Below are 24,823 nucleotides of genomic sequence, written 5' to 3' on the forward strand. Positions count from 1 at the left end.
CGCTTAAAAACCGGCCGCGGCCGGCGTCGACGGATGCCGTCGACGTCGACGCGCCCCGTGCGGGTTGACCGGCCGACGTCTGGCGGCGAAGCGCATATTCCTTGAACGAGCAGACCTTCATGCTTATCTCCCGAAACCCGCGAAGCCGGCCTCGCCCGGCCCCGGGCGGGGCGGCGGTGCGCCGAACAGTATGGATTGAGGCGAATCGCCCACGCGGCGCACGGTCGCCGAGACGCCGCGCGCGGTCGCGTTGACCTGGTTCGCCATATTCGTGACGGCCGGCAGGGTTTCCGTGGACAGGCGCGACGCGGCCTCCGAAATACTCTGCAAGCTGGCCGTGGCGATATCCAGGGCGCCGCCGCGCTGGTCCAGCCGCAACAACGACTGGCGGGCGATCTGCGCCAGCGCATCGAAATCCCGGGCGGCCGACTGGGCCTGGCGCGAGGTCGCGTTCAGGCTGTCGATCAGCGGGCCGAGCTTGGCGGCCGCCGGCGCCAGTTGGTCGCTGAGCACCTTCAGCGAATGGGTCAGGTCGACGGCGTTCTGCAACGAGGCGTGCAGGGCCTGCACGTTCTGCTCGTCCAGCAGCTTGCTCATTTGCTCGGAGATATTGCCGATGTTCTCCATGATCGTGCCGCCGCGCTGGGTGAAGCGTTCCAGCAGGCCCGGCCGCAGCGGAATCACGGGCAGTTCCTGCCCGACCTGCTTCAGGCGCTCGATGGAGCTGCCGTCGTCGCGCAGGTCCACGTTGGCCAGGCCGGTCACGCCCTGCACGCCCAACTCCGCCCAGGTCGATTCCGTGATGGGCGTATTGGGCGCCACGCCGATGCGGATGCGCACCTGGCCGGGCACGTCCGGATTCAGAGCCAGCGACTGCACCTTGCCCACCGGCACGCCCTGGTAGCGCACGGCGGACTGCGCCGACAGGCCGCTGACCGGCGTGGAGGAAACGATTTCATAGTCGCGCAGGGCGGTGCGGTCGCGATTGATCACCACGGCGATCACGATCACCGCCGCGAGCAATAGCAGCGTGAAGGCGCCGGCCAGCAGGGCGTAGCTACGGTTTTCCATTATTGAAGTCCTTGGGAACAAGATCGCCCAACGCGCGGCGGCCCCGCTCACCCAGAAAAAACGTGCGGATGAAGGGGTGGTCCACCTTCAGGATTTCAGGCAGCGTGTCGCAGGCGATGATGTGCTTGTCGGCCAGCACGGCGACCCGCGAGGACAGGGCCACCAGCGTATCCAGGTCGTGGGTCACCATCACCACCGTGAACCGCAGTTGCCGGTGCAGGTTGCGCACCAGCTCGACGAACTCGTCGGAGCGCAGCGGGTCCAGTCCGGCCGTGGGCTCGTCCAGGAACAGCAGTTCCGGATCGAGCGACAGCGCGCGCGCCAGCGCCACCCGCTTGATCATGCCGCCGGACAGGTCCGAGGGCCGCTTGTAGGCGTCGGCCGCGGTCATGCCGACCATGTTCAAGCGGCACATCACCACGTCCTGCACCAGGTCCTCGGGTATCGTGCGCAGCTCGCGCAGGGGCAGCGCGACGTTGTCGAAGACCGACAGGGCCGAGAACAGGGCGCCGGCCTGGAACAGCACGCCCCAGCGCCGCGCCAGGCGGTTGCACTCGTCCCTGGACATCTCCGTCAGGGGCATGCCCAGCACCCGCACCGTGCCGGCGGCCGGCGCCTCCAGGCCGATGATCTGGCGCAGCAGCACCGTCTTGCCGGAGCCCGATCCGCCCACCAGCGACAGGATCTCGCCCGGATAGACCGACAGGTCGAGATTCTCGTGCACGACGTGGTCGCCGAAGGCCGTCTTCAGGCCGCGCACCGAAATGATGGGCGCGACGGTCAGCTCCTTCTCGTCGAACAGGTCCCGCTGTTCCCGCAGATCGTCTCTCATAGGGCCACCCGGCTCAGCAGCACCGCGAAAAGCGCATCCACCAGGATGACGCCCGTAATCGCCGTCACCACCGACGTCGTGGTGCGGCGGCCCAGGCTTTCGGTATTGGGCTCGATGATCAGGCCGAAATGGCAGGCCACCATCGCGATGAGAATCCCGAACGCCACGCCCTTGACCAGGCCGATCACGTAGTTGGCGAAGGTGATGGCGTCCGGCAACGACTGCAGGAACCAGGCCGACGACACGCCCAACTGGGCCTGCGCCGCCAGCATGCCGCCCAGCAGCGCCAGGGCGTCGGTCCAGACGACCAGCAGGGGCATGGCGATGGCCAGGGCCACCACGCGCGGCAGGATCAGGCGCTGGCTCTGCGAAATGCCCATCACCCGCATGGCGTCCAGTTCCTGCGTCACGCGCATCACGCCGATCTGCGCGGTGATCGCCGAGCCCGAACGCCCCGCCACCAGGATGGCGGCCAGCACGGGGCCCAGTTCGCGGACGATGGACACGCCCAGCAGGCGCACGATGAAGCGGTCGGCGCCGAACATCTGCAACTGCTGGGACGACAGATAGGACAGCACCACGCCGATGAGGAAACCGACCAGCGCGGTAATGCCCAGCGCCTGCGCGCCCATGCGATAGACCTGCGCGGAAATCTCGCGCCACGGCATGCGGGCGGGACGGACCGCCAGGTAGGCGACGTCGAGCACCAACTGGCCCAGCATGACGGTCATGGACTTGCCGTGGCGCGCGGCGGTGAATATCGCGTCGCCGATGGCGATCACGGGTCCCCAGCGGTCGGGCTTGGGCGGTTCGGCGGCCTGGTCGCCGGGGTGCGAGGCCAGCGCCTGGAACACCTCCTGCAAGCCGGGAGAAATGCGCAGCCGCTTGGGCAGGACGTCGCCCCAGGCGTGCCAGAGCAGGTTCGCGCCCACGGTATCCAGGCGCTCGATGCCGGTCAGGTCCCAGCGCATCGCCGGCGTAGCATGGGCCAACGCCTGCCGGCGCGCCTGGACCTCGCCGGGATGCGCCAGCGCCTGCACGCTCCAGTCGCCCGCCACGTAGCAAAGATCGCCGGACTTCGAGAAAGGGGCGACAGCGGGGTTAAGGGGCTGGGCGGTGTGGACCATGTAGGGGGCGGCGGGGGCGCTGGGGCCGATGCTCCGGAACGGTAACAGAGGTAATCATACGCGGAGGAAGGGGGGGAATTGGTGGCGTGGGTGGGCAGGTGTGTTTCGGGAGATGGCGGGTGTGTCGAAGGGCAGGTGGCGTGCCGCGGGGCACCGGTGGCAGGCCAGCGTGTGTAACGCGCTGTTGCCGACATCCATCAGCCCGGCGTGCGCGTCCCCTGCCCGCTACGTCTCCGGCCTGTGGCCCTTCAAGGGCGCATCTCCCTCGCAGGCCATACAATCCAGGCCGTGTCTTCCCTTGCCCCACGTTCGGCGATGGCATGGCGCTTTGTGCCAGTTTTCCCGCCTTTCCCGACAACTTTCCGATAAATCCGCGTTACACCATGTCAGACCACGCTCTCCCGCCGCCCGCCACGCTCGCTGAACAGGTCCGCCAGCGTCTGCCGCATTTCGGCGACGTGAACTGGGTGCAGGAAACAGGATCGACGAATGCGGATCTGTTGGAGCGGACCCGGCTGCAGGTGGGCGGCGGCGGCCTGCGCCCGTGGTTGAGGGGCGCTCATCTGCAAAACACCGGCCGCGGCCGGGCCGGCCGCAATTGGCAGAATCGCCCGGGCCAGGCTTTGATGTTCTCCTGCGCCTTCGACACCACCCTCGCGGCGGCCGAGCTGCCGGCGCTCTCCCCCTTGGCCGGCCTGGCCGCCGCGGAAGCCTTGCGCGGGCTGGCCGGGCCTGATGCGGACGTCTTGCGGGTCAAGTGGCCCAACGACGTCATGTGGGGCGAGGGCAAGCTGTCCGGCGTGTTGGTGGAGACCACCCGCAATCCGGAAGATCGGGCGGCCGGGCATGTCGTGGTGATCGGGATGGGGACCAACCTGACCGATGCGGAAATGCTGTCGCGGGAGCTGGACCGGCCCATCGCGGACTGGGCTGGCACGGGCGCTTCCGTGCCCATCGCCGACGTGGTCGCGGCCGTGGCGCGGGCCTGGCAGGAAGCCGTCATGCAACTCCAGGCGCAGGGTTTCGAGGCGTTCATCGAACGATATTCGCGCGTCGATGCGCTGGCCGGCCGCACGGTGCGGGTGCTGGACCGCGGGGAAGTGCTGCAGACCGGGACGGCGGCCGGAACGGACAGGCACGGGCGGTTGCTGGTGCGCACGAATACAGGGGTCATGCCGGTATCGGTGGGCGAGATATCGGTGCGGACGGCGTAAGAGGCGCCATCAAGGGAAGGCCATGGATATCCTGATCGACGCCGGGAATACGCGCCTGAAGGTAGGCTGGGTCAATACCGCTGCCGCGCGGGGGGCGACGGATGCCGGCCCTGGAGGTACGGTGACGGCCGGTCCGCCTGCGTTACCGAGCAAGTCGCTGGCCGTCCCCTGCGCCTTCGATAACAACGACACCGATGCTTTCGCCGCGTGGCTGGACACCCTGCCCGCGGCCCCGCGCCGCGCGTTGGGCAGCAATGTCGCCGGCCCGGCGCGCGCCGCGGCGATCGAAGCCGCCTTGGCGCGGCATGGCTGCGCCATCGAATGGATCACGCCGCGTAAAGAGGCGCTGGGGCTGACGTCGCGCTATCAATATCCGGAACGGCTCGGGTCCGACCGCTGGGCCGCGATGCTGGGCGTGCTCAGCCGTCTGCCGGCGCCGCGCCCGGCCTTCCTGCTGGCCTCCTTCGGCACGGCGACGACGCTGGATACGGTCGGCGCGGAGGGGGTTTTTGAAGGCGGCCTGATCCTGCCTGGTCCGGTGATGATGCGGCGAGCGCTGGAGAGCGGGACCGCGGACCTGCCGCTGGCGCGAGGGAAACCCGTGCTGTTCCCGATCGAAACCCACGCCGCCATCGCGACCGGCGTAGCCGCCGCCCAGGCCGGCGCCGTCGTGCGCCAATGGCTGGCCGCGCGGCAACGCTACGAGGGACGGCCGCCTGCGTTGTATGTCGCCGGCGGCGGTTGGCATGAGGTCGAGGCGGAAACGCGGCGGCTGCTGGCGCAGGTAAGCGAGGCAACGGGGGATTTGCCCTGCGAGCCTCAGGTGGTCGACAATCCGGTGTTGGATGGACTTGCCAGCCTGCTGCTCGCGCAAACGGCGGCGGCGTCCTCCGCTTGAACCACCCTTCTACTTGCTATTGCCGTTACTGGATTTGGGATACGCGCCGATGCGAATACTGTTCGTGCTTATCGTGCTGGCCAACGTCATGATGTATGGCATCGGCCAGGGATGGTTTGGACTGGCGCCGTCGGAGGAAGGGCGGGATCCGGGGCGGTTCAGGACGGAGTTGAATGCGGAGAGGGTGACGGTGGGTAAGTAAATTGAATCAACTTAGACGGCATATTTTCCTGCCCTTCGACGCCTAGAATGCCCGTTTCATGGTTCATCGTACAATCTACGCCCCCGCACGAAGTCAACAATAGCGTGGATATTTCCGTTCGCGCCTTTTGCTCCAACCCATCAATCCAATCTTGTTCGCGTCTCTCACTCTAAATTTATTAACTTGGTGACCCGTGGAAGAACTGCTTTATTGGCTCAAGGGCGAAAGCGAACAGAACCTTGGCGATTTTCTCTCCGAATACTTGAGTCAGCATCTGTTCATTCGAACACCGCGCCGGAATGCTGAGGTACGCATCATAGGGAGCGCGTTGGCCGATTTCATGGTGCCGGCCGCCGCCCAGGACGCGACCACGACGGAACCCGGATCGACAGCCGATTCCGCGCCTATGCCCCGGCTCATCGCCTGGGGCCTGGGTGTGCGTGACGAAGGCAGTCTCAGTCCCGAAGCCCAGGCTCGAATCGAAGTCTCGGCAGTTCGCGGGCCTATTTCTGCCAGCGAACTGAAACTGGGTATGAACGTACCCATTGGCGATCCGGGCTTGCTCATGCCCGCGCTGTATTCTCCGCGGCGCAATGAGCATGCGGCGAGCAGGACAATATGTATCCCGCACTTCCATGATCGCCGCACCGACGCGGCCATTCTCGCGGCCAGCCAATGCGACTTGGTATTACGCGCATCCATCCCGAACGATCTACACGAGATCGAGCGATTCATCGACAGCCTGACCTCCGCCGATTTCGTACTTTGCGGATCCCTGCATGCCGCCATACTGGCCGTGGCGTATGGCGTTCCGTTCGCCTACTGGGACTCGGGCAATATCGACCTGCCGATCAAGTGGAAGGACTTCTCTGCCTCCATTGGCATCGATGCGCCATTCGCGGCCACACTGGACGAAGGACGAAAGATATGGAGCGGGCAAATCGAAGGCCACATCCAACTGCCCCCTTTGGGAAAGTTGCTGGCAAGCGCCCCTTACATTATCCGGCCGGACGCGCTGCTCAAGGTGGCGCGCCACATCCTGGCCCGCCACACCGACCAGCCGGCGTGCATGGCACAGCTGTCCGCGATGATCGACGCGTTTGGTGAAAAAGCGGAGCACTTCCAGCAGATCGCCGACGAGGCCACCGAGAGCGACCACCACCTGCGCTTGCTCACGACAGCTTACGAAGCCAAGATGGCCGAACTCCAGCAAAGCCTAATCGCGGCAGAGCAGGCTGCCACGGAAGCTAGGAAGGCTCTCGCGGACAGCGAAGCCGCCGTCGCCGACCTCGAAAGCAGGCACACGCAACAGATTCGAGAACTGAACCTCCAACTCGAGGACATACATCGCCAACTCGGCCATGAAAACCAGCGCGCCCAGCTGGGCCAGGAATTGAGCAGCCGGCTTGATCTCCTGCGAGGGAAATTGGGGGAAAAGGCGGCCCACGCGCAACTGGTCCAGGAAGTCACTGCACATCTCGAACAACTGCAACGGGAACTCGACAACAAGGCGGGACTGGACGCCTACGCCCAGGACATGCAACGCCGGCTACACGATCTGCAGCATCTTTACGATGCGACAGTAGGCAGCCTCAGTTGGCGCGTGACCGCGCCCCTGCGCAATTTCCTGAGCCGTCATCCAGGCGCTTGGCGACGGATGAAACGTTTCGTGTCGATTCTGAAAGCCCCGTCACGATTGGGGGCTGCGCGCAGGAAGGCGATCATCAAGCAATCCTGCCTGTTCGATGCCGACTGGTATCTGGAGAGCAATGCGGATGTCCGGGAAAGCAGGCAGAATCCGCTGGATCATTATGTCGCATACGGCGCGGCCGAAGGCCGCAGTCCGCGCCGCCTCTTCGATGTGCAGTATTACCTCGGCCAGACCCGGGACCGCCATGCCGCGTCCAGGAATCCCCTGCTGCATTACATAAAACGCGGACGCCGCGCCGGCCTAGCCTACAGCCCGATTTTTGCAGAACTTTCCAACCTCGCTTTTTCGGAAGAATCGAACCCCGTCGTTTCCATCATTATCCCGACTTACGGACAAGTCGATTTCACGGCGCAGTGCCTGCTCTCGATCTACCAGAGCAAACCCAAGGTCAGTTTCGAGATCATCGTCGCCGAAGACGCATCTGGCGACCCGGATGTCCAGCGCTTGCGCGCAGTCAAGAACATCAATCTGATCGAGCGCAAGCAGAACCTGGGTTTCCTGCGTTCCTGCAACGATGCCGCCCGCGTCGCGCGCGGCGAATATATTTTCCTGCTGAACAACGACACGCAGGTTCTCCCGGACGCGCTCGACGAACTGGTGGCGGTATTCGCGGCCTGGCCTGAGAAAGTCGGCATGGCGGGCGCGCGTTTGCTATACCCTGGAGGCATGCTGCAGGAAGCGGGCGGTCTGATCTGGAAAGACGGGGCTGGCGACAATTTCGGCAAGTTCGACGACGCCAACAAGCATCAATTCTCGTACCATCGCCGCGCGGACTATATCTCCGGCGCAGCCATCATGATTCCCAAGCCGCTTTGGGAACAACTCGAAGGTTTCGACGAACATTATCTGCCCGCCTATTGCGAGGACAGCGATCTTGCCTTCCGCATCCGGCAAGCCGGCCACGAAGTCGTTTATGTATCGACCGCCAGCGTCGTCCACTTTGAAGGCATTTCCCACGGCCGCGATCTTACGCAAGGCATCAAGGCCTACCAGGTCGAAAACACGAAGCGTCTGCGTGAACGCTGGAAGGAGGTGTTCCTATCGGAACAGGCCGCTCACGGTGACCGCTCCATCCGCGCCCGCGACCGGGCCATGCACCGCAAGGTGACGCTGGTCATCGACCATTATGTGCCGGAGCCAGACAAAGACGCCGGCTCGCGGACCATGACCGCATTCATAGAACAATTGGTCGCCAGCGGCCGTGTCGTCAAGTTCTGGCCCGATAACCGTCATCGCTCGCCGTATACGACCCGCTTCGCCAGAATGGGTGTCGAAGTCATCTATGGTCCCTGGATACCGTCGTTCGAGGAATGGATACAGGCCAACGGGGGCGACATCGATGAAGTTCTGCTGTCGCGACCACAAATCTCGGTACGCTACATCGATGAGCTGAACCGCCATACGCGGGCCAGGCTGGTCTATTACGGCCATGACCTGCACCATGCCCGCATGGCCATGGAAGCCCAGGTCAATAACGACGCGGCCAAGGCGGAAGAAGCCGAGGAAATGCGTGAGCTCGAAATGAGCGTCTGGAAGAAGGTCGACGTCACACTCTATCCGTCGCAAGACGAGATCGACGAAGTACGACGCCTGGCGCCGGATATCCATAGCCGAGTAGTCTCGCCCTACGCGTTCGACGTCGACACCGCCCAGCCGCTGTCGCTGAAAGGCCGCCGCAATATCGTATTCGTGGCCGGGTTCTCGCACCCGCCCAATGTCGCAGCCGCCATCTGGTTCTGCGAAAAGGTGTTTCCGCTGGTGCGGGCCCGCCTGGGGGATATCAAGCTCAGCCTGGTTGGGTCCAACCCCACGCAGCAAGTGCAGGGCTTGGCCACGCGAAATATCGAAGTCACTGGCTTCGTCAGCGATGCGGAACTTACCAAGCGCTATTCGGGGGCCCGCATGGCGGTCGCGCCCCTGCACTACGGCGCCGGCGTAAAGCTGAAGGTCGTCGAGGCTTTGAAAGAAGGCGTGCCCCTCGTCACCACCACGGTCGGGGCACAGGGCCTGCACGGCGTCGAGGCCGTCTGCGACGTCATGGACGGGCCGGAAGCGTTCGCCGAGGCTGTCATCAGGCTGCTTCGGGACGACGCGCTATGGGCCGAGCGCTCGGCGGCACAGCGCAAATATGTGCTGGAACATTTTTCGAAGCATCGGATGACCGGCGATCTCGAAGCGGCTTTCGCCGGAATGGTCTAACAATGGCGACGCACATCCTCATCGTACGCACTTCATCGCTGGGCGACCTGGTGCATATGCTGCCGGCGATGTCGGATATTACGCGCCATGTGCCCGATGCCGAAATCGACTGGATCGCGGAAGAATCCTTCGCGGAGATTCCCTCGTGGCACCCCGCCGTGCGCAACGTCATCAAGATTGCCCACCGCCGTTGGCGCAAATCATGGTGGTCGCCAGCCGTGCGCACAGAAAGGCGCCAACTGCGCGAGCGGCTGCGCGAAGTACGATATGACGTCGTACTGGACATGCAGGCGTTGCTCAAATCGGCCTGGCTAGTGCGGCAGACAAAGGGTGTCAAGCATGGCCTTGACTGGAAGTCGGCCCGCGAACCGCTGGCCTCACTGTTCTACGATGTGCGCCACAGGGTCGAATTCTGGCAACCGGCGGTCATCCGCCAACGCGAACTCGCCTCCCAGACATTCGGCTACACGCCATCGGGGAATCCGGACTTCGGCTTGCAGAATTTTGTCCGCCAGGCGGGCGCCGACCTGGAAAGCGTGCATCGCGATTATGCGGTGATCATGCCCAGCGCCAGCCGGCCCGACAAACTATGGCCGGAAGCGGACTGGCACGCCGTTTTCGACAAATTGTCGAGCGCCGGTTGCGCGCTCAAACTGCTCGCCGGCAATCAGGAAGAGGCCGAGCGCGCGCGCCTGCTGGTCGCAGGCCGGGAATATGCGAAGGTCTTGCCTCGGCAAGACCTGACCTCGGTGGCGCGGGTGCTTGCGAGATCTCGGCTGATGGTTGGCCTGGACAGCGGCCTGACGCACCTGTCCGCCGCACTCGGACGGCCGACGATAGGCATCTATCGGGCATCCACGCCGATACGGACGCCCCTGGTCGGGGACGCATTCACGGCGAGCCTGGGCGACCGCGGCGCTCCGCCCTCGCGCGACCTCGTTCTAGCTGCGGTCGAACAGGCGCTGGCCGCCTGACCTCTCAGAATGGCGCGGCTCGCCTATACCCTGCTGTTGTGGCTACTGGCCCCTTTGATCTGGCTAGGAATGGCGAGACGCGGCCGCAAGGCCGGGGGCGATTGGGGCATCTTCAGCGCGGCTCGCTTTGGACGCTATGCCACCGACCCGGACCCGAACTTTCGGGCCCCGGTTTGGGTGCATGCGGTGAGCCTGGGGGAGACCCGTGCCGCCCAGCCACTGGTCACGGCGCTGCTGGAACAAGGCCACCGGATATTGCTAACGCATACGACGGCGACGGGACGCACCGAAGGCGCCCGCCTTTTCGCCGCTGCGCGGACGCAGGGACAATTGCGTCAGGCCTGGCTGCCGTATGACTTTCCGGGCGCGGTGCGGCGTTTCCTGGCTTACCACGAACCGCGCTGCGGCGTGTTGATCGAACGGGAAGTGTGGCCCAACCTGCAACACGAGGCACGGCACAAGGGCATACCGATGCTGCTGGTCAGCGCCCGGTTTTCCGCCTCGTCACTGCGTCAGTTCCGCTGGATGCGGTGGATATTGCAACCGGCCTATGCATCCTTGTCGCTGGTGCTGGCACAGACAGAGGAGGACGCCGCGCGGCTAGCCCATGCCGGGTCGCTCGCCCCACGTGTTTGCGGCAATCTCAAATTCGACGTGCAGCTGGATCCGGCCCAGCTTGAACAGGGACGGGCATGGCGGCGTGAGCTTGCCCGCCCTGTCATCACGATATCCAGCACGCGGAATGGCGAGGAGGCGCAATTCGTGGAGGCCATCACGCCAGGGTATCGCCTCCGCTCCGTCGCACTGGCGGGACACGCCCTGGTGCCGGATGCCCTGACCGTACCGCCCGAGGCGTTTTATTTATTGATTCCGCGCCATCCACAACGGTTCACAGAGGTCGCTGCAATGCTGGATCAGACGGGCCTGCCGTTCGCGCAACGCTCACGGCCGGAACCCGCGGCCGCGGCAGAAAGCCTGATATTTCTAGGCGACTCGCTAGGCGAAATGGCGTTCTACTATGGCGCGTCCGATATCGCCATCGTAGCCGGCGGCTTCGCGCCGCTGGGTGGCCAAAATCTGATCGAAGCGTGTGCCGCCGGATTGCCTGTCATCGTGGGGCCGCACATGTTCAACTTCGCGCAGGCCACGCAAGATGCCCTGCAGGCCGGCGCGGCCATCCAAGTCGAAAACGCCGCTCAGGCGCTGAAAGAAGCCTGGGCGCTTCTACAGGACGAACCACGCAGGCAACGCATGGCGGCTGCGGCGCTGGCTTGGACAACGGCACACCGTGGCGCTACAGAGAGGATCCTAGCAGCCTTACGGCCATGGCTGAGCTGAAACAGACTGAAAACTGCTGGGCATACGCCGCATGAATGGCGGTTATTATCCTCAGCACATACGACGCAAATACAACAAGCCACTCCTTATGCAGAACTTTCGGAATTTTCGCAGCCGGGCGCCCTTGCGGCTCGGTCTCGCCGGTGGCGGTACCGACCTTTCTCCGTACAGTGACCTGTATGGAGGGGCAGTCCTGAATCTCACCATTGGCCGTTACGCCAATGCTTCGCTGAAACTCACCGAAAGCGATACCGTCCGTATCAATTCGCTCGACGGCGGTTATTCTGACGAATTTCCCGTGGGGCGGCTTCCGATCAACGGCCCGCACGCCTTGGCGGCCGGTGTCTACAACCGAATCGTCAAGGATTATCTGCACGGGCAGGGTTTTGGTGCCGAAATCTGCACGTCCATCGATGCGCCGCAAGGTTCCGGCCTGGGCGCATCTTCCGCGCTGACAGTGGCGCTGGTCGATGTCTTCCGGGTGGCTTTCGGCCTGCCGCTGGGCGAATACGATGTGGCCCATCTTGCCTTCGAAATCGAACGCCTGGACCTGGGACTGGCTGGTGGCAAGCAGGATCAGTACGCCGCCTCTTTTGGCGGCATCAACTTTATAGAGTTCCTAGCTCAGGATCGCGTCATCGTGAATCCGCTGCGCATCAGCGAATCCATGCTCAATGACTTGCAGGCCGCCATCGTCATTTGCTTCAGCGGCCAATCCCGTGCGTCGGAAACCGTGATCAAAGCCCAGGTATCCTCCATTACGGCAGAAGACCCTGTCGTGCTGGCTAGCCTGCATAAATTGAAAGAAGATGCGCGGGAAATGAAGCTCGCATTGTCCCGGGGCGATTTCTCCGCGCTGGCTCGCGTCCTGAACGAGTCATGGAAGGCCAAGAAAGCGACCGCGCAGGGCGTCAGCAATGCCCAGATCGACCAGCTCTGGGAAATTGCCCATCGCAACGGCGCATTTGCCGGCAAAGTATCGGGCGCGGGTGGTGGTGGCTTCGTCATGTTTCTTGTCGACCCCGACGCGCGTACCCGTTTATTCGGCGCCTTGGCGCAAGCCGGCGGCGTGCCGGACGGCATCACTCTGACCAGTAAAGGTGTTGAAAGTTGGCCAACTCGTATTTGAACTTGATCCAGGAAGACCTGCGTTCCGCGCGTGATCTGCTGACGGAAATGCTCGCCCAACCGGCGCTCATCGAAAACGTCGAGGCAGCCGCACGGACCGTCGTCGACGCGTTACGCGCCGGCAACAAGGTGCTGCTATGTGGTAATGGCGGCAGCGCGGCCGACGCCCAGCACATTGCCGCGGAATTCGTATCGCGCTTCAATTTCGACCGCGATCCCCTCGCCGCAATCGCCCTGACGACGGACACGTCCATCATCACCGCGATCGGCAACGATTATGGCTATGAATTTCTGTTCGCGCGCCAAGTGGCGGCGCTGGCCAAACCAGGTGACGTATTCATCGGTATTACCACTTCCGGCCGTTCGCCCAATGTGCTGAAGGCCGTGGACGCAGCCAGGAAGTTGGGCGTGAAAACGATAGGCTTGACCGGCAACAACGACAGTCCGATCAATACCGCCTGCGACATCGTCATCAATATTCCATCGCCCAAGACCCCCTTGATCCAGCAGGCGCACATTACCGTCGGCCATACAATTTGTGCCATCGCCGAACTGGAAATGTTCGGCGGGCCACAACAGGACAAGCAGTGAAGCCGCAACGCGCGCCTACCCAAGCAGTCATCCTCGTCGGCGGCCTCGGATCCAGGCTGGGCGAGCTGACAAGGAACTACCCCAAGCCCCTGCTGCCCGTGGCCGGCAAGCCTTTTCTCGACCTGGTGATTTGGCACCTGGCTCGCTACGGCTTCCGCCAGGTGCTGCTCCTGGCGGGGCATGGCGCCAAGGTGGTCGAGCAATATGCCGCCGAATCGGCGTTCCGCGACCGCATCGCCATCGACATTGTGATCGAGCCCGCGCCCATGGGGACCGCGGGTGCGCTGTCCTTTGCACGGGACAAACTGGATGATATCTTCCTGCTGACCAATGGCGACTCCATCTTCGACTTCAACTGGCTGGACCTGCATACCAGGTTCGCCCTGCAGCCCGAGGCCTTGATTTCGATGGGTCTGAGGCGCCTGCCGGACGCCAGCCGTTTCGGTGCGGTCGTCCTGGACGGACACCGGGTAAAGGGTTTCCAGCATCGCGGCAGCGGCGACGGCGGATTGGTCAACGGCGGCGTCTATTGCATGCGCAAGGAATTACTGGCCGAGTTGCCGGCCAGGGGTTCGCTGGAACAGGAAGTCATGCCCCGACTGGCCACCATGGGGAAAATCTGCGGGAAGGAGTATTCCGGATTCTTTCTGGACATAGGTGTTCCGGAGTCTTATGCGGTCGCTGAAACCACGGTTTGGGAAAGTCGTGTTCGCCCGGCTATCTTCTTCGACCGTGATGGTGTGCTCAATATCGATAAAGGCTATGTGGGACAGCGCGAACGCTTCGAGTGGCAGGAAGATGCGATCGCGGCGGTCAAACTCGCTAATGACCAGGGCTACTTCGTCTTCGTCGTAACCAATCAGGCAGGTATCGCTCGCGGCTACTATACTGAAGCTGACATGATGGCGCTGCATCGACATATGCAGGGGGAGTTGCGCGCCAACGGTGCCCATATCGACGATATCCGATTCTGCCCGCACCACGTCGACGGTTCAGTAAAGCCCTTGGCCATCGATTGCGAATGCCGCAAGCCCAAGCCAGCAATGCTACTCGCGCTGTTGGACACTTGGCCCGCCGCAGTCTCTGACAGCATTCTTATCGGAGATAAGACTACCGATATTGACGCTGCGAACGCGGCTGGCATACGCGGGCACCTGTATACGGAAGGAAGTTTGAGCGATTGCGTTAAAGCTTTAATTTGTCCCTAAAATTTCTAGTACGCCATCCCAATAACACCATGCATCATGCGGCGGCAGGATTAAGGGTTTACTATACGCCGCCTTAGTTCCTGAACTTCCGCATCCAGCGACAAAGCCCATGTTGTCCGTTCCGCGGCGATGTGGGACTCTACATAACAACGAGCGCTTTCCAGGCCCACGCTGTGCATAAGCGGCCCAAACTTCGAGTCGCACAATGTTTTTCGGTTCATCGGGTGTGGCGACCAAATACGTCCCAGCAGTTCGTCCGGTGAATCGACCGTCTCTCCCATAAATTCGGCGAGGAAGGCCCAGTCCCGGCCATAAAGGGGAATCAATTGAAACCCGTGTCGATTGAATATTCCCTTCAGCCCTTGAAGCCCATATGAAACGATATGGCCGCGTATGTGAGGATCCAGATAACCAGGATCTTGGGTTTTAACGAATGACGGCTGCGCGGAATTAAAAAAATATACAGCCCGCGGATTGGAAACGGCAGCCAACTGAGCGATCAGAATGTCCAGAACCTCAGGTGGTAGGTGTTCGATCACCTCGATGCAGACACCCGCGTCGAACCTGATTTCCAGATCGCCAACCTGCCCTATCCGGTAGTTGGGATGCATCGTCCTGAACGCCTCAGGCGGCGGAAAATATTCAACCCCATAAATCATGTCCGCGGATTCAGGCAATACCGTCGAGAAGGCATCTAACAAATAGCCCGGCCCGCTGCCCACGTCAAGAAAATTGATTATTTGCCGGCGGGCATAGAAAAAGGTTTCGGCTACCCGTTGCAAGCTTGAGCCAAACGACCGCTCCCGCGCAGAACGGGTTTCAAACTCCCAATAAGTTTCATCGTAATTCCTGACTTTTCCGGAGACAACATTTTCGATGAATGATGGCTCCGCAAAAAGCGAAGAGCACGTTATGCACTCGTAATATTGAATGCCATCCACAATCCTATATTTGGTGCTTCCTACCCCTCGGCATACGACACAGATCATAATCACCCCTTGCTATCCAAGCACTGTCACCACTCCCCACGCCAAACCATTCGAGATTAAATCAGGATTATCTCAGTATGCAATCCACCCAAGGCCGGGCATCTCTTCGGGACAAATTCAACCAGAAGCAATCCCGGAAGCCGCTCGTCGCTTCTCAAGCGCTTCATTAAAAATTCCCATCACACCCACCACGACTATGTGGACAACCCAGGAAAGCATTACGGTCGAAATAAGGTAGAACGGATATATTAGCCACAAAGGCCCCTTGACAAAACCAAAAAAGTGGCGATAGAAACCCACGAAGGGCATATGAACCAGATATATTTCGAACGAAAAACTGTTTAACCAGGGAAGAGACCAACGTAACTTGGCGAGTTGATAGATACAGAGCAGGGCTCCTGCGCACAGAACCGGATCAACGAAACTGCGATAGGTCGGGGAAAAACTTCCCACCGTGCCGGCCAGCCAAAGCAAGACTCCGGCAGGCCACATTCTATTCAAAAATCTCGCGGTACCGATTTGATCCTTCCATGTATAAATTCCCAAAAGGATCCCAACGGCAAAAGAGCCCATCCAGTATGTCAGCGACATTATGGCACCGAACGGCCCAAAATCAATTCCAGACTTTACGACGACAATCTGAATGGCCAGCAATATTATTAATGCAACTAACCTGGTTCGCTCACAAAGCCTGAAGAACAACGGGAATAAAATGTACAACGGAATCAGAGTGAATAGAAACCAATGATGGGTGGAGAGGTAATTGGTGCCGCGAAGATTAACGAGGAAAACATTGGCAAACCACTCACGGGGGCTGGTGGGGGTGACATATGGCACATCCCAGCTGCCCACCGCATGCATGACAACTTGATAAGCAAAAATCAGTGAAATAGTCGTCCAGTATGGCAAGTAGATCCTCCACGCTCTTGTGGCGATGAAGGCGGGCCATGCGCGTGCTTGCCGCATTCGTGAGAGAGCCAATCCGAAGCCACTGGCCGCGAAGAACAACTCGTTGCCCTGCCATCCCAACTGAAACGGCACGAGAAATACGTCCTTCCATGATGACACGAGCGCCGCTGGCGTTGCGGCACGTTCCGAAAAAAACAGGAAGAAATGGAAGGACAGAACTCCTAACATTGCCAGGAGCTTCATATTATCGACCCACGGGACTACTACTAGTGGCCCGCGACTATTGGCGCCTTCTGATTTGGTCATCTTGAACCCTCTAGTCTATATTCAGATTGATTTATATTAGTTTATAGAAGACGCGCGACAGAATTTTAATAGAATTCAATTTCCATATTTTTGATCGACACCTTCGGGGTTCCACGAGCGGTAATATAAATTTCGCCCGTATCGGCTTTCGGCGGAACTGGCATCGTATCGATGAAGGTTTCCGTACTTGAATCACAACCTACAAGTCGATAATAAGGCGATCCAATATTCCAGTTTATTTGGGCAACAAAATATCCTGCTTTATCAGCACATTGAAATGTGACCTTATATCTTCCTTGCAACGCTTGGTGGAGCGGAATACGGGCAATAACGTTTGGTTTTTCATTTGCCCATAGCGGCTCACCTGCATAGTTATCTCCGGTCTTTAAGTCGGCACTCACCTGATCGGTGTTGTAACCAAACCCCGCTCTGTAAGGAATAGGTGAGGGAGCCAATCGATAGAGCGTAAAATCGCCCTCCTTGGCCTCAATAATCCCCCAACTGGCCACGTGCTCCCTCAGTAGATTCTCTGCTTTGCTTACGCTCTCCGGATCGCCCGCGCCTAGAATGACGAATTCCACACGCTCCTGCGCAAGGAACAATCTTATTTCCCGCAAGCTGCCAAGGGCGTTGAACGCTTTCTGTCTCAATGGGGCGTGCCAATGAACATATATGGGCGTACCCATCAATGTGGCGCCATAAGGAACTTCGGCTGGATACATAACTCGTGCTCCAGGCGAGGTGCGATTGATATGCTCATTCAGCAACGCTATCGGAGCGTATCTGGAGATCAGTGCATCTTTGCCTTGTGGTGTGAACGCGATTTGCGCCGGTGCGCTCATTAGCCAAGACGCTCCCGTGAAGAAATAGAAGTTCGCACCTATACAAAGCACTGTCAATGCAGCGAAACCCGACATGCGGTACTTGGGTTGATCCACAAACATCGATCCCATAGCGATACCCGCCAACGGCATCACTGGAAACAGGTATCTCCAATACTGCGTGGCAGCAAACATGGCAAGGCCGAAACCAAATATCGGAATAGCGATCAACCGAAAGCGGACATCATCCTTACGCCGAAATAAGAGATAGACCCCAATTGGCAGGAGCAAGAGAAATTGCCATCCAGCAGTGTAATCCTGCGCCTCGATAAAGCGTGATGTTTCAAAGAAAGCCTTCAAGTAATTGATCAGTGAGAATCCCAGGAACCAACGGGAATCGCCAAAATTCACATCAGGAAAGAACGGCGATTTGAATATCGCGTTATATAAGGGGAAAACCGGGTTCCCTGTCATTCGCCACGCAATAATGTAGGAATCAAGCGCAACGATGAGCAATATCAACAATAACCCAACGCCGAAGAATGGTGACGCCTCCTGCAGAATCAGCCGCGCGAGCCGCCATCTCAGCATGGCAAACATCACGATAAGCAACGTTACTCCTAGCACGGCTCCAGGCAGCTTCGTGGCGGCGCAGAGGGCGCTACACGTGACGATACCGGCAACGTTCATGACCGACGGACTGCTCCGCAGGTCGAGGGCCATATAAAAACCCGCCAATCCCAAAACACTCAAAAACAGTTCCGTCTGCATGGATATAAGCAGACTTCCGAGCAACGGGGTGCTAACGGTTAGAATCGCCAATAACATCTGGCCACGCGCACCAACCCCCATGCGCCTCAAAGCGGCAATGGTAATTACTATGATGGCGAGTGCCAAAGCGAGATTCGTTGCTCCTCGAGACTCCTCTCCTGCCACAAGCGATATCACAGCATGGAGTAAGTCTGTCAGAAACGGGGCGACTGCCCAAATTTGCTCTTGTACGTTGAAGCTTGCTCGATGGAGGAGCAAGAGCTCGGGATAGAGGTGAAGATGCAGGGTCTGATCGTCGTAATTGACGCTAGGCATGCTTGTCCATCTGAGGACCCACCCTATTAGCCCCAGCCCTAGCGTCCAGATGGGAAACGGAACATCGCGGAGCCACCCGGCCGTTTTGACCGCGAGCTTTTGCGACTCCTCTATTAACGAGCCTTGCCGAATAATCGATACCCAAATCAGGGGCAGCAACATCATCCCAATATATAAGGCTCGATAATTAATGGGCCAATGCTGCATAACGCCCCAAATTAACGCCCAAATAGCGATGCCGACAAATATTGTCGGCATCGTCAATATCGGCACGTCGGGACTGCGCCTAAGCCATCTCATGGCTATTGTTCCCAGCGCGGCGCAACTTAATATGGTAAAAATAACAGCGAATGCTGGCACGAAACCAACACCCGATATCAACCATGAAAGGACTGCAAAAAGCAGAAGCAAATGAGCGAGCCGGACCCGAGCGAAGGTCAGCGCAAGTGCCAACAAGATTATTCCTGCCCCCCACAATAGCGCATCCTGTCGGATGGTCATCGCCTGTATATTGGCAAGCCATCTGTAGTATGGCGCTCCAAATGCCAATATCGTCGCAAGGAGAGCGGCGCATATTCGATGAGATTGCAAGGGACCGCTTGGAGAGCGTACGTGACTCATTATCCGAATTGCTCGCGTATTTAGATTAATACTTGATTTCCATACTCGCGGAAAATCACAATTTCATTTGATGGCTAATATCTCTCAGTTGCCTTATCCGCCGTCGACAGCGCATCCCAATCGATGGAAAAACGCTTGCGCAAAAAATTAGGCTCAAAACTTATATCGTCTGAAGCATAGGCCGCACCCTGATTCGGGATACCAAGGCTCGCCAAGACCTTCCTCCAAAAGTCGGTCGTACGATATTGATATAGTACGGGTATATAGCTGGTGATCATACGGCGTAACGACAACCAGTGGACTCGTTTCCCGAACGCCTCCGCTTCATGACCTGTAGAAGAGGAAAAAGTTATTATCGCCGCAACGTTGGGCGAACTCATCAATTCATACGAATTGCAATGCGTAACGCGACTATTGGCAATAGTCAATAAAGAACTGACGATATCGCTCTGCGGCTCGAGCGGATGCGGTTTAATTAGCAGAGCTTCTGCGTTATATTTTCGCAATATATTCCTGATTTTTCCAAGATAAGGAGCTATTTCGAGAAAAGACCCGTTTTCTAAAATAACCGAAGAGTCATGGCAAGTTTGCACCATGAACACGACACTGTTTTCAGGTATTTCTTTATTCGCATTTCTGGCACGTAGCTCTTCGACCCGGCCTTCTATCATTTGTTGCGGAATCCGAAACTCACTAAGTGCATCTCGACCATCGTTACTATCGGACCAAAACGCCAGCGGAAGATCGTCTAGGAATCTTTGTGAGTGCGCTCTCATGTCTATGTGAGCAATGGCGACCTGTTCGATTATGCTGCCTAACATTGGAGACGCCTCGAATGAAATGACAACAGCATCCTCAAACGCCTCTCGAAGTAACGCCAGCAAGCCGGCCCTGGCATTGAATTGTTCTAAGCTCCAGTAATTATATGTTTTAGCCCACGATTCTATCGATGCAGACATGCCAAATGCTGCGTATGCCGCCTCTATCAGGCTACGATACTGATCCGTTGTACCTGATGGGAATACCGTAACAGGCAGCGTAGTGGCGTTGGTCAACGCGGGAAGTATAATATCGGTGATTTTCGCCAAATTCGGTTTTTGATTGAAATTCTTTCCCGAATCAGTACGCATAAAATCGCATGTCAATACAACACGTTTTGCGATGCCGGGATTGCGGGCGGTCGATTTTCTGGTCAAACGCCACATCGTCTGCGTGTTATCGTGCTGAACCGTCTCGGCGATTTCAAATCCATTTTGTTCGAATATGGATTCGAGCTGTTTTAATGTATAGTGATTCACCCACGCATGGCTAATTCGCTCATCGACATCCGGAAAATAGTCGAGTGAGTTGTAGGACAATACAGCCATTTCGTGATACGTCGACATACTCTTTATGAGAGCGGAAACGTCGAATATATATTCAAGCAGCCCTAAACCCACGATACATTTTGTGCCGAGCGGCGGCATCGGCTCTTTATTGAGATCAATAACGATAGTCCGATCGTCTCGCCGCACAACGTCAACGGGTACATAATTGACTGAAACAGGCAAGTACGACTCTAAGGTCATCATTCCGCAACCAACGTCTGCTACGGACTCGACGTCACCAATCAATTCCGCAGCCCGTCGCGCCCGGAGCGACCAAGTGTCAGTATATTCTGACGCTAATTTTTCCCATCTGGAGACGAGTGTCGTTTGGGAATCAATAGCTTGCTTCACAAGTGCCTGTCGCTCCGAAATGTTCAAATCATAAAAATGTGAAGCTTCGGTCACTGGCGGAATAGTGCTATTAATCCAATTCAATTCCTGAATATCACCATCGAACGGATCATCTAGTTCGTTACTGTGATAGGTAAGTCCAGCAGGGAAATATTCCTTCAGCCTACGGATGTCCCCGGCATCAAAATCAAGGCTCACATCTGTTAAGTCAATAGCCCTTTTACGTACTATGACGCTAATATTGTAGCCATATGACAATATGCTTGCCTGACTGCAGTCGACACCAGCAAGCACGAGACGATACAAGATAAGCCCGGCGTTCCATAGCGATACATGTCCGCCGACAATTTCATGCTTCATGGGAGGGACGGTGATAGCAAGGACCCCCCCTTCTTTCAGGATTGACAGCGCTTTTGATAAAAATTGACCGGCGTCGAGTTGATGTTCGAGAACATGGGACGCCCAAACACAATCGAATTTTCTATCGAATTCGAGGTCATTAAAATTGCCGTATATTTCTTTGATTTTATCGCTATGATCCCGGTGCTTCTGCAGGTGGAATTTAGACATTCCTAGATCAACGGCCGTGACATCTTTGCCGAACTTCGCGAACACCTCAGCGTGAACTTGAGCGCCCGCACCAATATCTATAACGGATTGAAAATCATACTCTCGGATTAACTTCTCTAGGCCCAAGTCGGCCAGGCCCACTACGGCAAATTCCGCCGTCGCGGCGAGTTGTAATGGAGGTCGATCTCCATTGTTCTGCTCTTGAATCGGAAGCTCCGCACCTTGAGGGGCGATCGACTCACCGTTCAAGGTTGCTCTGAGCTGTTCAATTTCTCGATGCAAAGCGTCGACGGTTCTCCTCTTATGTAGCGAGTACCCTAGGAAGTTCAGTACGTTCTGAATAGTCTCTTTCATTTAGAGCTTGCTAATAATCGTTGAACATTTACGCACAAACATAGCCGCTGAGTAATCGCAGCGAATGCTGTATGTTACCCGTTAATACACTCTAGATTGAAGCCCTCGATCCGTAGTGATGTACTGCCGTAGGACTCTACTAAGGACCGCTAACACGGCCCCGGTGCTGCGCCCAGAACCCTATTCCCACCACACCTATGCGCGGGGTGGACCTTACCGCACTATGTCGGCCAATAAACCATATAATTCATTGGCCTGTTCGTCGAAAAGGCGAATTTTATCGGCATACGGATTTTTGAAGTCGAACAATCGCTCGGGGTGCTCCAAAAGAGCACTAAGCACCACGGCCAACTGCTCACCCTTGTCATCAAACGGGATGATGCTTCCATTCTCCCCATCAACAATATCTTCGGCAACGCCACCCGCGTCCGTTGCGACCACCCAGACGTCCCGCAGCAATGCCTCTCGCACAGCGAGCCCGAAGCTTTCCTTCCATTGCGTCGGGAACAGTAGTACATCGATGCTATCGAAGAAATCGTCGATGGTTTCCTGAGTAAAGGCCGGCACGACCTTCAGAGTGCCGGTACATGCCCAAAGCTTTGCGCTGATCGAGTGCATGCCCAGATTCAAAGCGTTATCGACCACCACTAGCTCATAGTTGGTGTGCGGTGTGCTGGAAAAGAATTTCTTGATCAGCGGAGCGCCCTTTATATAGGAATCGCCACCCACGTAGCCGAACCGAAGCTTGCGGTTCTCGCCCTTCGGGGCGAGCCTAGGATGCGCTCGCGGCTTGACGCCGTTTTTGTTGACAACGACGCGATCCGGATCAAAGCCATTCTGAATATAAAGCTCACGAAAAAAGACGCTGGGAGAAAGCAGCAAGTCTGCGCCCATCAACGCCTCGCGCAGGCGATCCTGCCTAGGCTCGTTCTCCAGCCGGCTAATGCAGTGCGCACTACACACATCGAGATTAATAGTCGTCTGGTAGCAATATCGATTTGCTGGCGTGATCATGAACTGCCGCGCACAGATCCACCAGGCGTCATGCAACGTCACCGCGTACGGAATGCCCTCCGCCTGGCATATGTCCACCAGGCCCGCCCCCATGCCCTGTATGCAGTGAAGATGAACGACATTGGGCTGAAGCGCACGGATGGCCTGCATGAAGGCGCCGTACACCTGGGGATTGTCGTAGTCGAAGGTCCTGTCCCCTTCGGGCGGGAGACCCATTCCGAACACCACGCTGCCTTTGGCGTCATAGCGAACGATCTGGTAGGCGTCGGCTCTTTCAGTTGGCAGGGTCGTAAACACCGAGTACTCGATATCCTCACGCTGACCCAATGATTTCGCCATCTCCTCCGCGACCACCGTCGCACCGCCGAAGCTACGCGGCTCGAAAAAGATATTCACCGCCAGTACGCGCAACTTTGGACGAGTGTCCGGGCGCTCGAACTGCTTCAGGACAGGCAATACCTGGCGCGTGCCGATGCCAAGATGGCCATAGCCGTCCAAGGCGCGTTCGCGAGCCCGGACACCCATGTCCTTGCGCAGTTGCGGGTCGGTGACCAGTTTTTCCAGCGCCTCGCGCCATTCCGCTACGCCATCGGCGAGATAGCTATCCAGTCCATCGGTGATTGCGGCTTTGAACGCCGACCGCGGAGAACAGACCGTGGGCAGGCCTACAATGGCGCCTTCCAGGAATTTGATGTTGGATTTGGCGTCACTGAAGACACTGTCTTCCAAAGGCGCGATATTGATGTCACATTCGCTCAGCAGATTCAGATACGTTGCGTAATCTGATAGGGGATAGCGTTCGATCCTGCCTTCGTAAGCCTCGAAGTCGACCGACAGTCTTAAATGGCCAATAATTCGGAGACGTACGTTTTCATGATTACGCATGACCTGGAGGATCGCGGGCGCGATTTGACGAAAATCCGTGTCATGCGTGCGCGTACCCGAGCCATAAACGATACGCACAAAGCCGTCGACCGGCTTTGCGCCATTCCTGCCAATGGCCTCCGCAATCCGCAACGTATCCACATCCAGCGCATTTTCGATCACGTATGCCTGTTTGGAACCGCTCTCCAGCATGGCCGTGGCGAGCGCCGGCGTGGAAGCAATGCAGCCATCGCAAGCCACCATGGCCTGCCGGTAGAGATTGGCATCGCGCAGGAGATGCTCCATTTCCGCGGTATGCAGATCCTTCAGGTTGGCATTGGTGGAATATTTATCGGCATCGAAGATCAGGTCATCGACTTCCCATAGCGTCGGAACGCCCAGTTGGCGCGCCTCGGCGATCATCTTCATGACCTCGGGAAAAGAGGGCGTGCGATAGAGGATCGCGAGCGCATGAGTCTGCAGTTCATGCATGCACTCGTCCGGGTTACGCCAGGACACGATCGTGCACTCATATCCCAGTTGCTCGATCATTTTCTGCTTTTGCAGAACTCGATACTTGAAACACTGTGGCAGTGTGGTCTCTGCAATAAGCAATACCCTGAATACCAGCCGCGCAGGCGCCGGCGCACCCAAGCGCTGCAATGGCTTCATCGCTGCGCCTTTTGCTCTACCCACGCCGCCAAAATGCCGACCCAGCTTCATCTCGATTTTCTTGAGCGTGGCTGGCCATCCGTCAGTCGCCGCGGAGTGCCTGACGAGCATCAATAAATTGCGGAGCCGGGCAACTGCCGCCTTCGGTCGCTTGACGGTATCAAGCACGAAACGTACAGGGGCAGTCGCGCGCCAGATGTTGGAGTTGCGCATGACCGTGATTTCATGCCGCAGACGTTGCAATTCGCGCGACGATGCGGATCCACCGGTACGCGCGAAAGCTCGCCGCATCCGTTCCAGATCGCGCATGGCCCGCTCATAGCGCGCCTCGGCGGCCTCCAACTGATCCTGCAGGATGGCAAGCTGCGTCTTTTCATCGTCGGGCGGCATATGTCCGGGTTCAGTT

The 24,823-nt window shown here is 58.3% G+C and carries 16 protein-coding genes; 8 read left to right on the forward strand and 8 right to left on the reverse strand.

The window, feature by feature from the left end; all coding sequences use genetic code 11:
• Window positions 1-123: 123 nt before the first annotated feature.
• From CAL29_RS29610 to CAL29_RS29620, 3 genes are read right to left on the reverse strand one after another with little or no spacing between them, the layout of a single operon-like run.
• On the reverse strand, window positions 124-1,071 hold the full coding sequence (locus tag CAL29_RS29610; protein ID WP_094856430.1) for an MlaD family protein: 948 nt from the start codon (window positions 1,069-1,071) through the stop codon (window positions 124-126).
• Window positions 1,058-1,903: an ABC transporter ATP-binding protein gene (locus CAL29_RS29615; RefSeq protein ID WP_094856431.1), complete on the reverse strand. Its 846-nt coding sequence runs from the start codon at window positions 1,901-1,903 to the stop codon at window positions 1,058-1,060. The genes CAL29_RS29610 and CAL29_RS29615 overlap by 14 nt, the downstream gene beginning before the upstream one ends.
• A complete protein-coding gene (locus CAL29_RS29620) occupies window positions 1,900-3,030 on the reverse strand; it encodes an MlaE family ABC transporter permease (RefSeq protein ID WP_094856432.1) in 1,131 nt (376 codons plus the stop codon). The genes CAL29_RS29615 and CAL29_RS29620 overlap by 4 nt, the downstream gene beginning before the upstream one ends.
• Before the next feature lie 383 nt (window positions 3,031-3,413).
• Here CAL29_RS29620 and CAL29_RS29625 point away from each other — a divergent pair, with 383 nt between their 5' ends.
• The 8 genes from CAL29_RS29625 to CAL29_RS29665 all read left to right on the forward strand — a co-directional run bounded on the left by CAL29_RS29625 (window position 3,414) and on the right by CAL29_RS29665 (window position 14,493).
• Window positions 3,414-4,244 (forward strand): biotin--[acetyl-CoA-carboxylase] ligase, encoded by an 831-nt coding sequence (locus tag CAL29_RS29625; protein ID WP_094856996.1) that lies wholly within the window; start codon window positions 3,414-3,416, stop codon window positions 4,242-4,244.
• A gap of 22 nt (window positions 4,245-4,266) precedes the next feature.
• A complete protein-coding gene (locus CAL29_RS29630; RefSeq protein ID WP_094856433.1) occupies window positions 4,267-5,142 on the forward strand; it encodes a type III pantothenate kinase in 876 nt (291 codons plus the stop codon).
• A gap of 395 nt (window positions 5,143-5,537) precedes the next feature.
• Window positions 5,538-9,254, forward strand: coding sequence for a glycosyltransferase (locus tag CAL29_RS29640; protein WP_143277775.1), 3,717 nt, complete (start codon window positions 5,538-5,540; stop codon window positions 9,252-9,254).
• A 2-nt stretch (window positions 9,255-9,256) separates the two neighbouring features.
• Window positions 9,257-10,228 carry a lipopolysaccharide heptosyltransferase I gene (gene waaC / locus CAL29_RS29645; RefSeq protein ID WP_094856436.1) on the forward strand — a complete coding sequence of 324 codons (972 nt, stop codon included), beginning with the start codon at window positions 9,257-9,259 and terminating at the stop codon, window positions 10,226-10,228.
• A gap of 9 nt (window positions 10,229-10,237) precedes the next feature.
• Window positions 10,238-11,566: a 3-deoxy-D-manno-octulosonic acid transferase gene (locus CAL29_RS29650; RefSeq protein ID WP_094856437.1), complete on the forward strand. Its 1,329-nt coding sequence runs from the start codon at window positions 10,238-10,240 to the stop codon at window positions 11,564-11,566.
• A 31-nt stretch (window positions 11,567-11,597) separates the two neighbouring features.
• Complete coding sequence (locus CAL29_RS29655; protein WP_218831910.1) at window positions 11,598-12,695, forward strand: GHMP family kinase ATP-binding protein; 1,098 nt, start codon at window positions 11,598-11,600, stop codon at window positions 12,693-12,695.
• Window positions 12,692-13,285 (forward strand): D-sedoheptulose 7-phosphate isomerase, encoded by a 594-nt coding sequence (locus CAL29_RS29660; RefSeq protein ID WP_373559844.1) that lies wholly within the window; start codon window positions 12,692-12,694, stop codon window positions 13,283-13,285. The genes CAL29_RS29655 and CAL29_RS29660 overlap by 4 nt, the downstream gene beginning before the upstream one ends.
• The gene (locus CAL29_RS29665) at window positions 13,282-14,493 is read left to right on the forward strand and encodes an HAD-IIIA family hydrolase (RefSeq protein WP_094856439.1); all 1,212 of its coding nucleotides are present in this window, start codon (window positions 13,282-13,284) and stop codon (window positions 14,491-14,493) included. The genes CAL29_RS29660 and CAL29_RS29665 overlap by 4 nt, the downstream gene beginning before the upstream one ends.
• A gap of 50 nt (window positions 14,494-14,543) precedes the next feature.
• Here CAL29_RS29665 and CAL29_RS31470 read toward each other — a convergent pair whose 3' ends face one another.
• The 5 genes from CAL29_RS31470 to CAL29_RS29685 form a co-directional block, all read right to left on the reverse strand.
• Window positions 14,544-15,434 (reverse strand): methyltransferase domain-containing protein, encoded by an 891-nt coding sequence (locus CAL29_RS31470; protein ID WP_179284220.1) that lies wholly within the window; start codon window positions 15,432-15,434, stop codon window positions 14,544-14,546.
• Between the two features lie 165 nt (window positions 15,435-15,599).
• Window positions 15,600-16,697 (reverse strand): acyltransferase family protein, encoded by a 1,098-nt coding sequence (locus CAL29_RS29670; RefSeq protein ID WP_094856440.1) that lies wholly within the window; start codon window positions 16,695-16,697, stop codon window positions 15,600-15,602.
• Window positions 16,698-16,762: 65 nt separating this feature from the next.
• Window positions 16,763-19,060, reverse strand: a complete 2,298-nt coding sequence (locus tag CAL29_RS29675) for a hypothetical protein (protein ID WP_143277777.1) — start codon at window positions 19,058-19,060, stop codon at window positions 16,763-16,765.
• A gap of 239 nt (window positions 19,061-19,299) precedes the next feature.
• Window positions 19,300-21,867 carry a class I SAM-dependent methyltransferase gene (locus tag CAL29_RS29680; RefSeq protein ID WP_094856442.1) on the reverse strand — a complete coding sequence of 856 codons (2,568 nt, stop codon included), beginning with the start codon at window positions 21,865-21,867 and terminating at the stop codon, window positions 19,300-19,302.
• 213 nt (window positions 21,868-22,080) lie between these two features.
• The gene (locus CAL29_RS29685; protein ID WP_179284222.1) at window positions 22,081-24,807 is read right to left on the reverse strand and encodes a glycosyltransferase; all 2,727 of its coding nucleotides are present in this window, start codon (window positions 24,805-24,807) and stop codon (window positions 22,081-22,083) included.
• Window positions 24,808-24,823: the final 16 nt, after the last annotated feature.

This window comes from Bordetella genomosp. 10, assembly GCF_002261225.1.
In the GTDB taxonomy this organism is placed as follows: Bacteria; Pseudomonadota; Gammaproteobacteria; order Burkholderiales; family Burkholderiaceae_B; genus Bordetella_C.

Coding starts and splice junctions, on each gene's coding strand:
- CAL29_RS29610 (WP_094856430.1), bottom strand. CDS start 1,071: ATGGAAAACCGTAGCTACGCCCTGCTGGCCGGCGCCTTCACGCTGCTA.
- CAL29_RS29615 (WP_094856431.1), bottom strand. CDS start 1,903: ATGAGAGACGATCTGCGGGAACAGCGGGACCTGTTCGACGAGAAGGAG.
- CAL29_RS29620 (WP_094856432.1), bottom strand. CDS start 3,030: ATGGTCCACACCGCCCAGCCCCTTAACCCCGCTGTCGCCCCTTTCTCG.
- CAL29_RS29625 (WP_094856996.1), top strand. CDS start 3,414: ATGTCAGACCACGCTCTCCCGCCGCCCGCCACGCTCGCTGAACAGGTC.
- CAL29_RS29630 (WP_094856433.1), top strand. CDS start 4,267: ATGGATATCCTGATCGACGCCGGGAATACGCGCCTGAAGGTAGGCTGG.
- waaC (WP_094856436.1), top strand. CDS start 9,257: ATGGCGACGCACATCCTCATCGTACGCACTTCATCGCTGGGCGACCTG.
- CAL29_RS29650 (WP_094856437.1), top strand. CDS start 10,238: ATGGCGCGGCTCGCCTATACCCTGCTGTTGTGGCTACTGGCCCCTTTG.
- CAL29_RS29655 (WP_218831910.1), top strand. CDS start 11,598: ATGAATGGCGGTTATTATCCTCAGCACATACGACGCAAATACAACAAG.
- CAL29_RS29670 (WP_094856440.1), bottom strand. CDS start 16,697: ATGACCAAATCAGAAGGCGCCAATAGTCGCGGGCCACTAGTAGTAGTC.
- CAL29_RS29680 (WP_094856442.1), bottom strand. CDS start 21,867: ATGAAAGAGACTATTCAGAACGTACTGAACTTCCTAGGGTACTCGCTA.
- CAL29_RS29685 (WP_179284222.1), bottom strand. CDS start 24,807: ATGCCGCCCGACGATGAAAAGACGCAGCTTGCCATCCTGCAGGATCAG.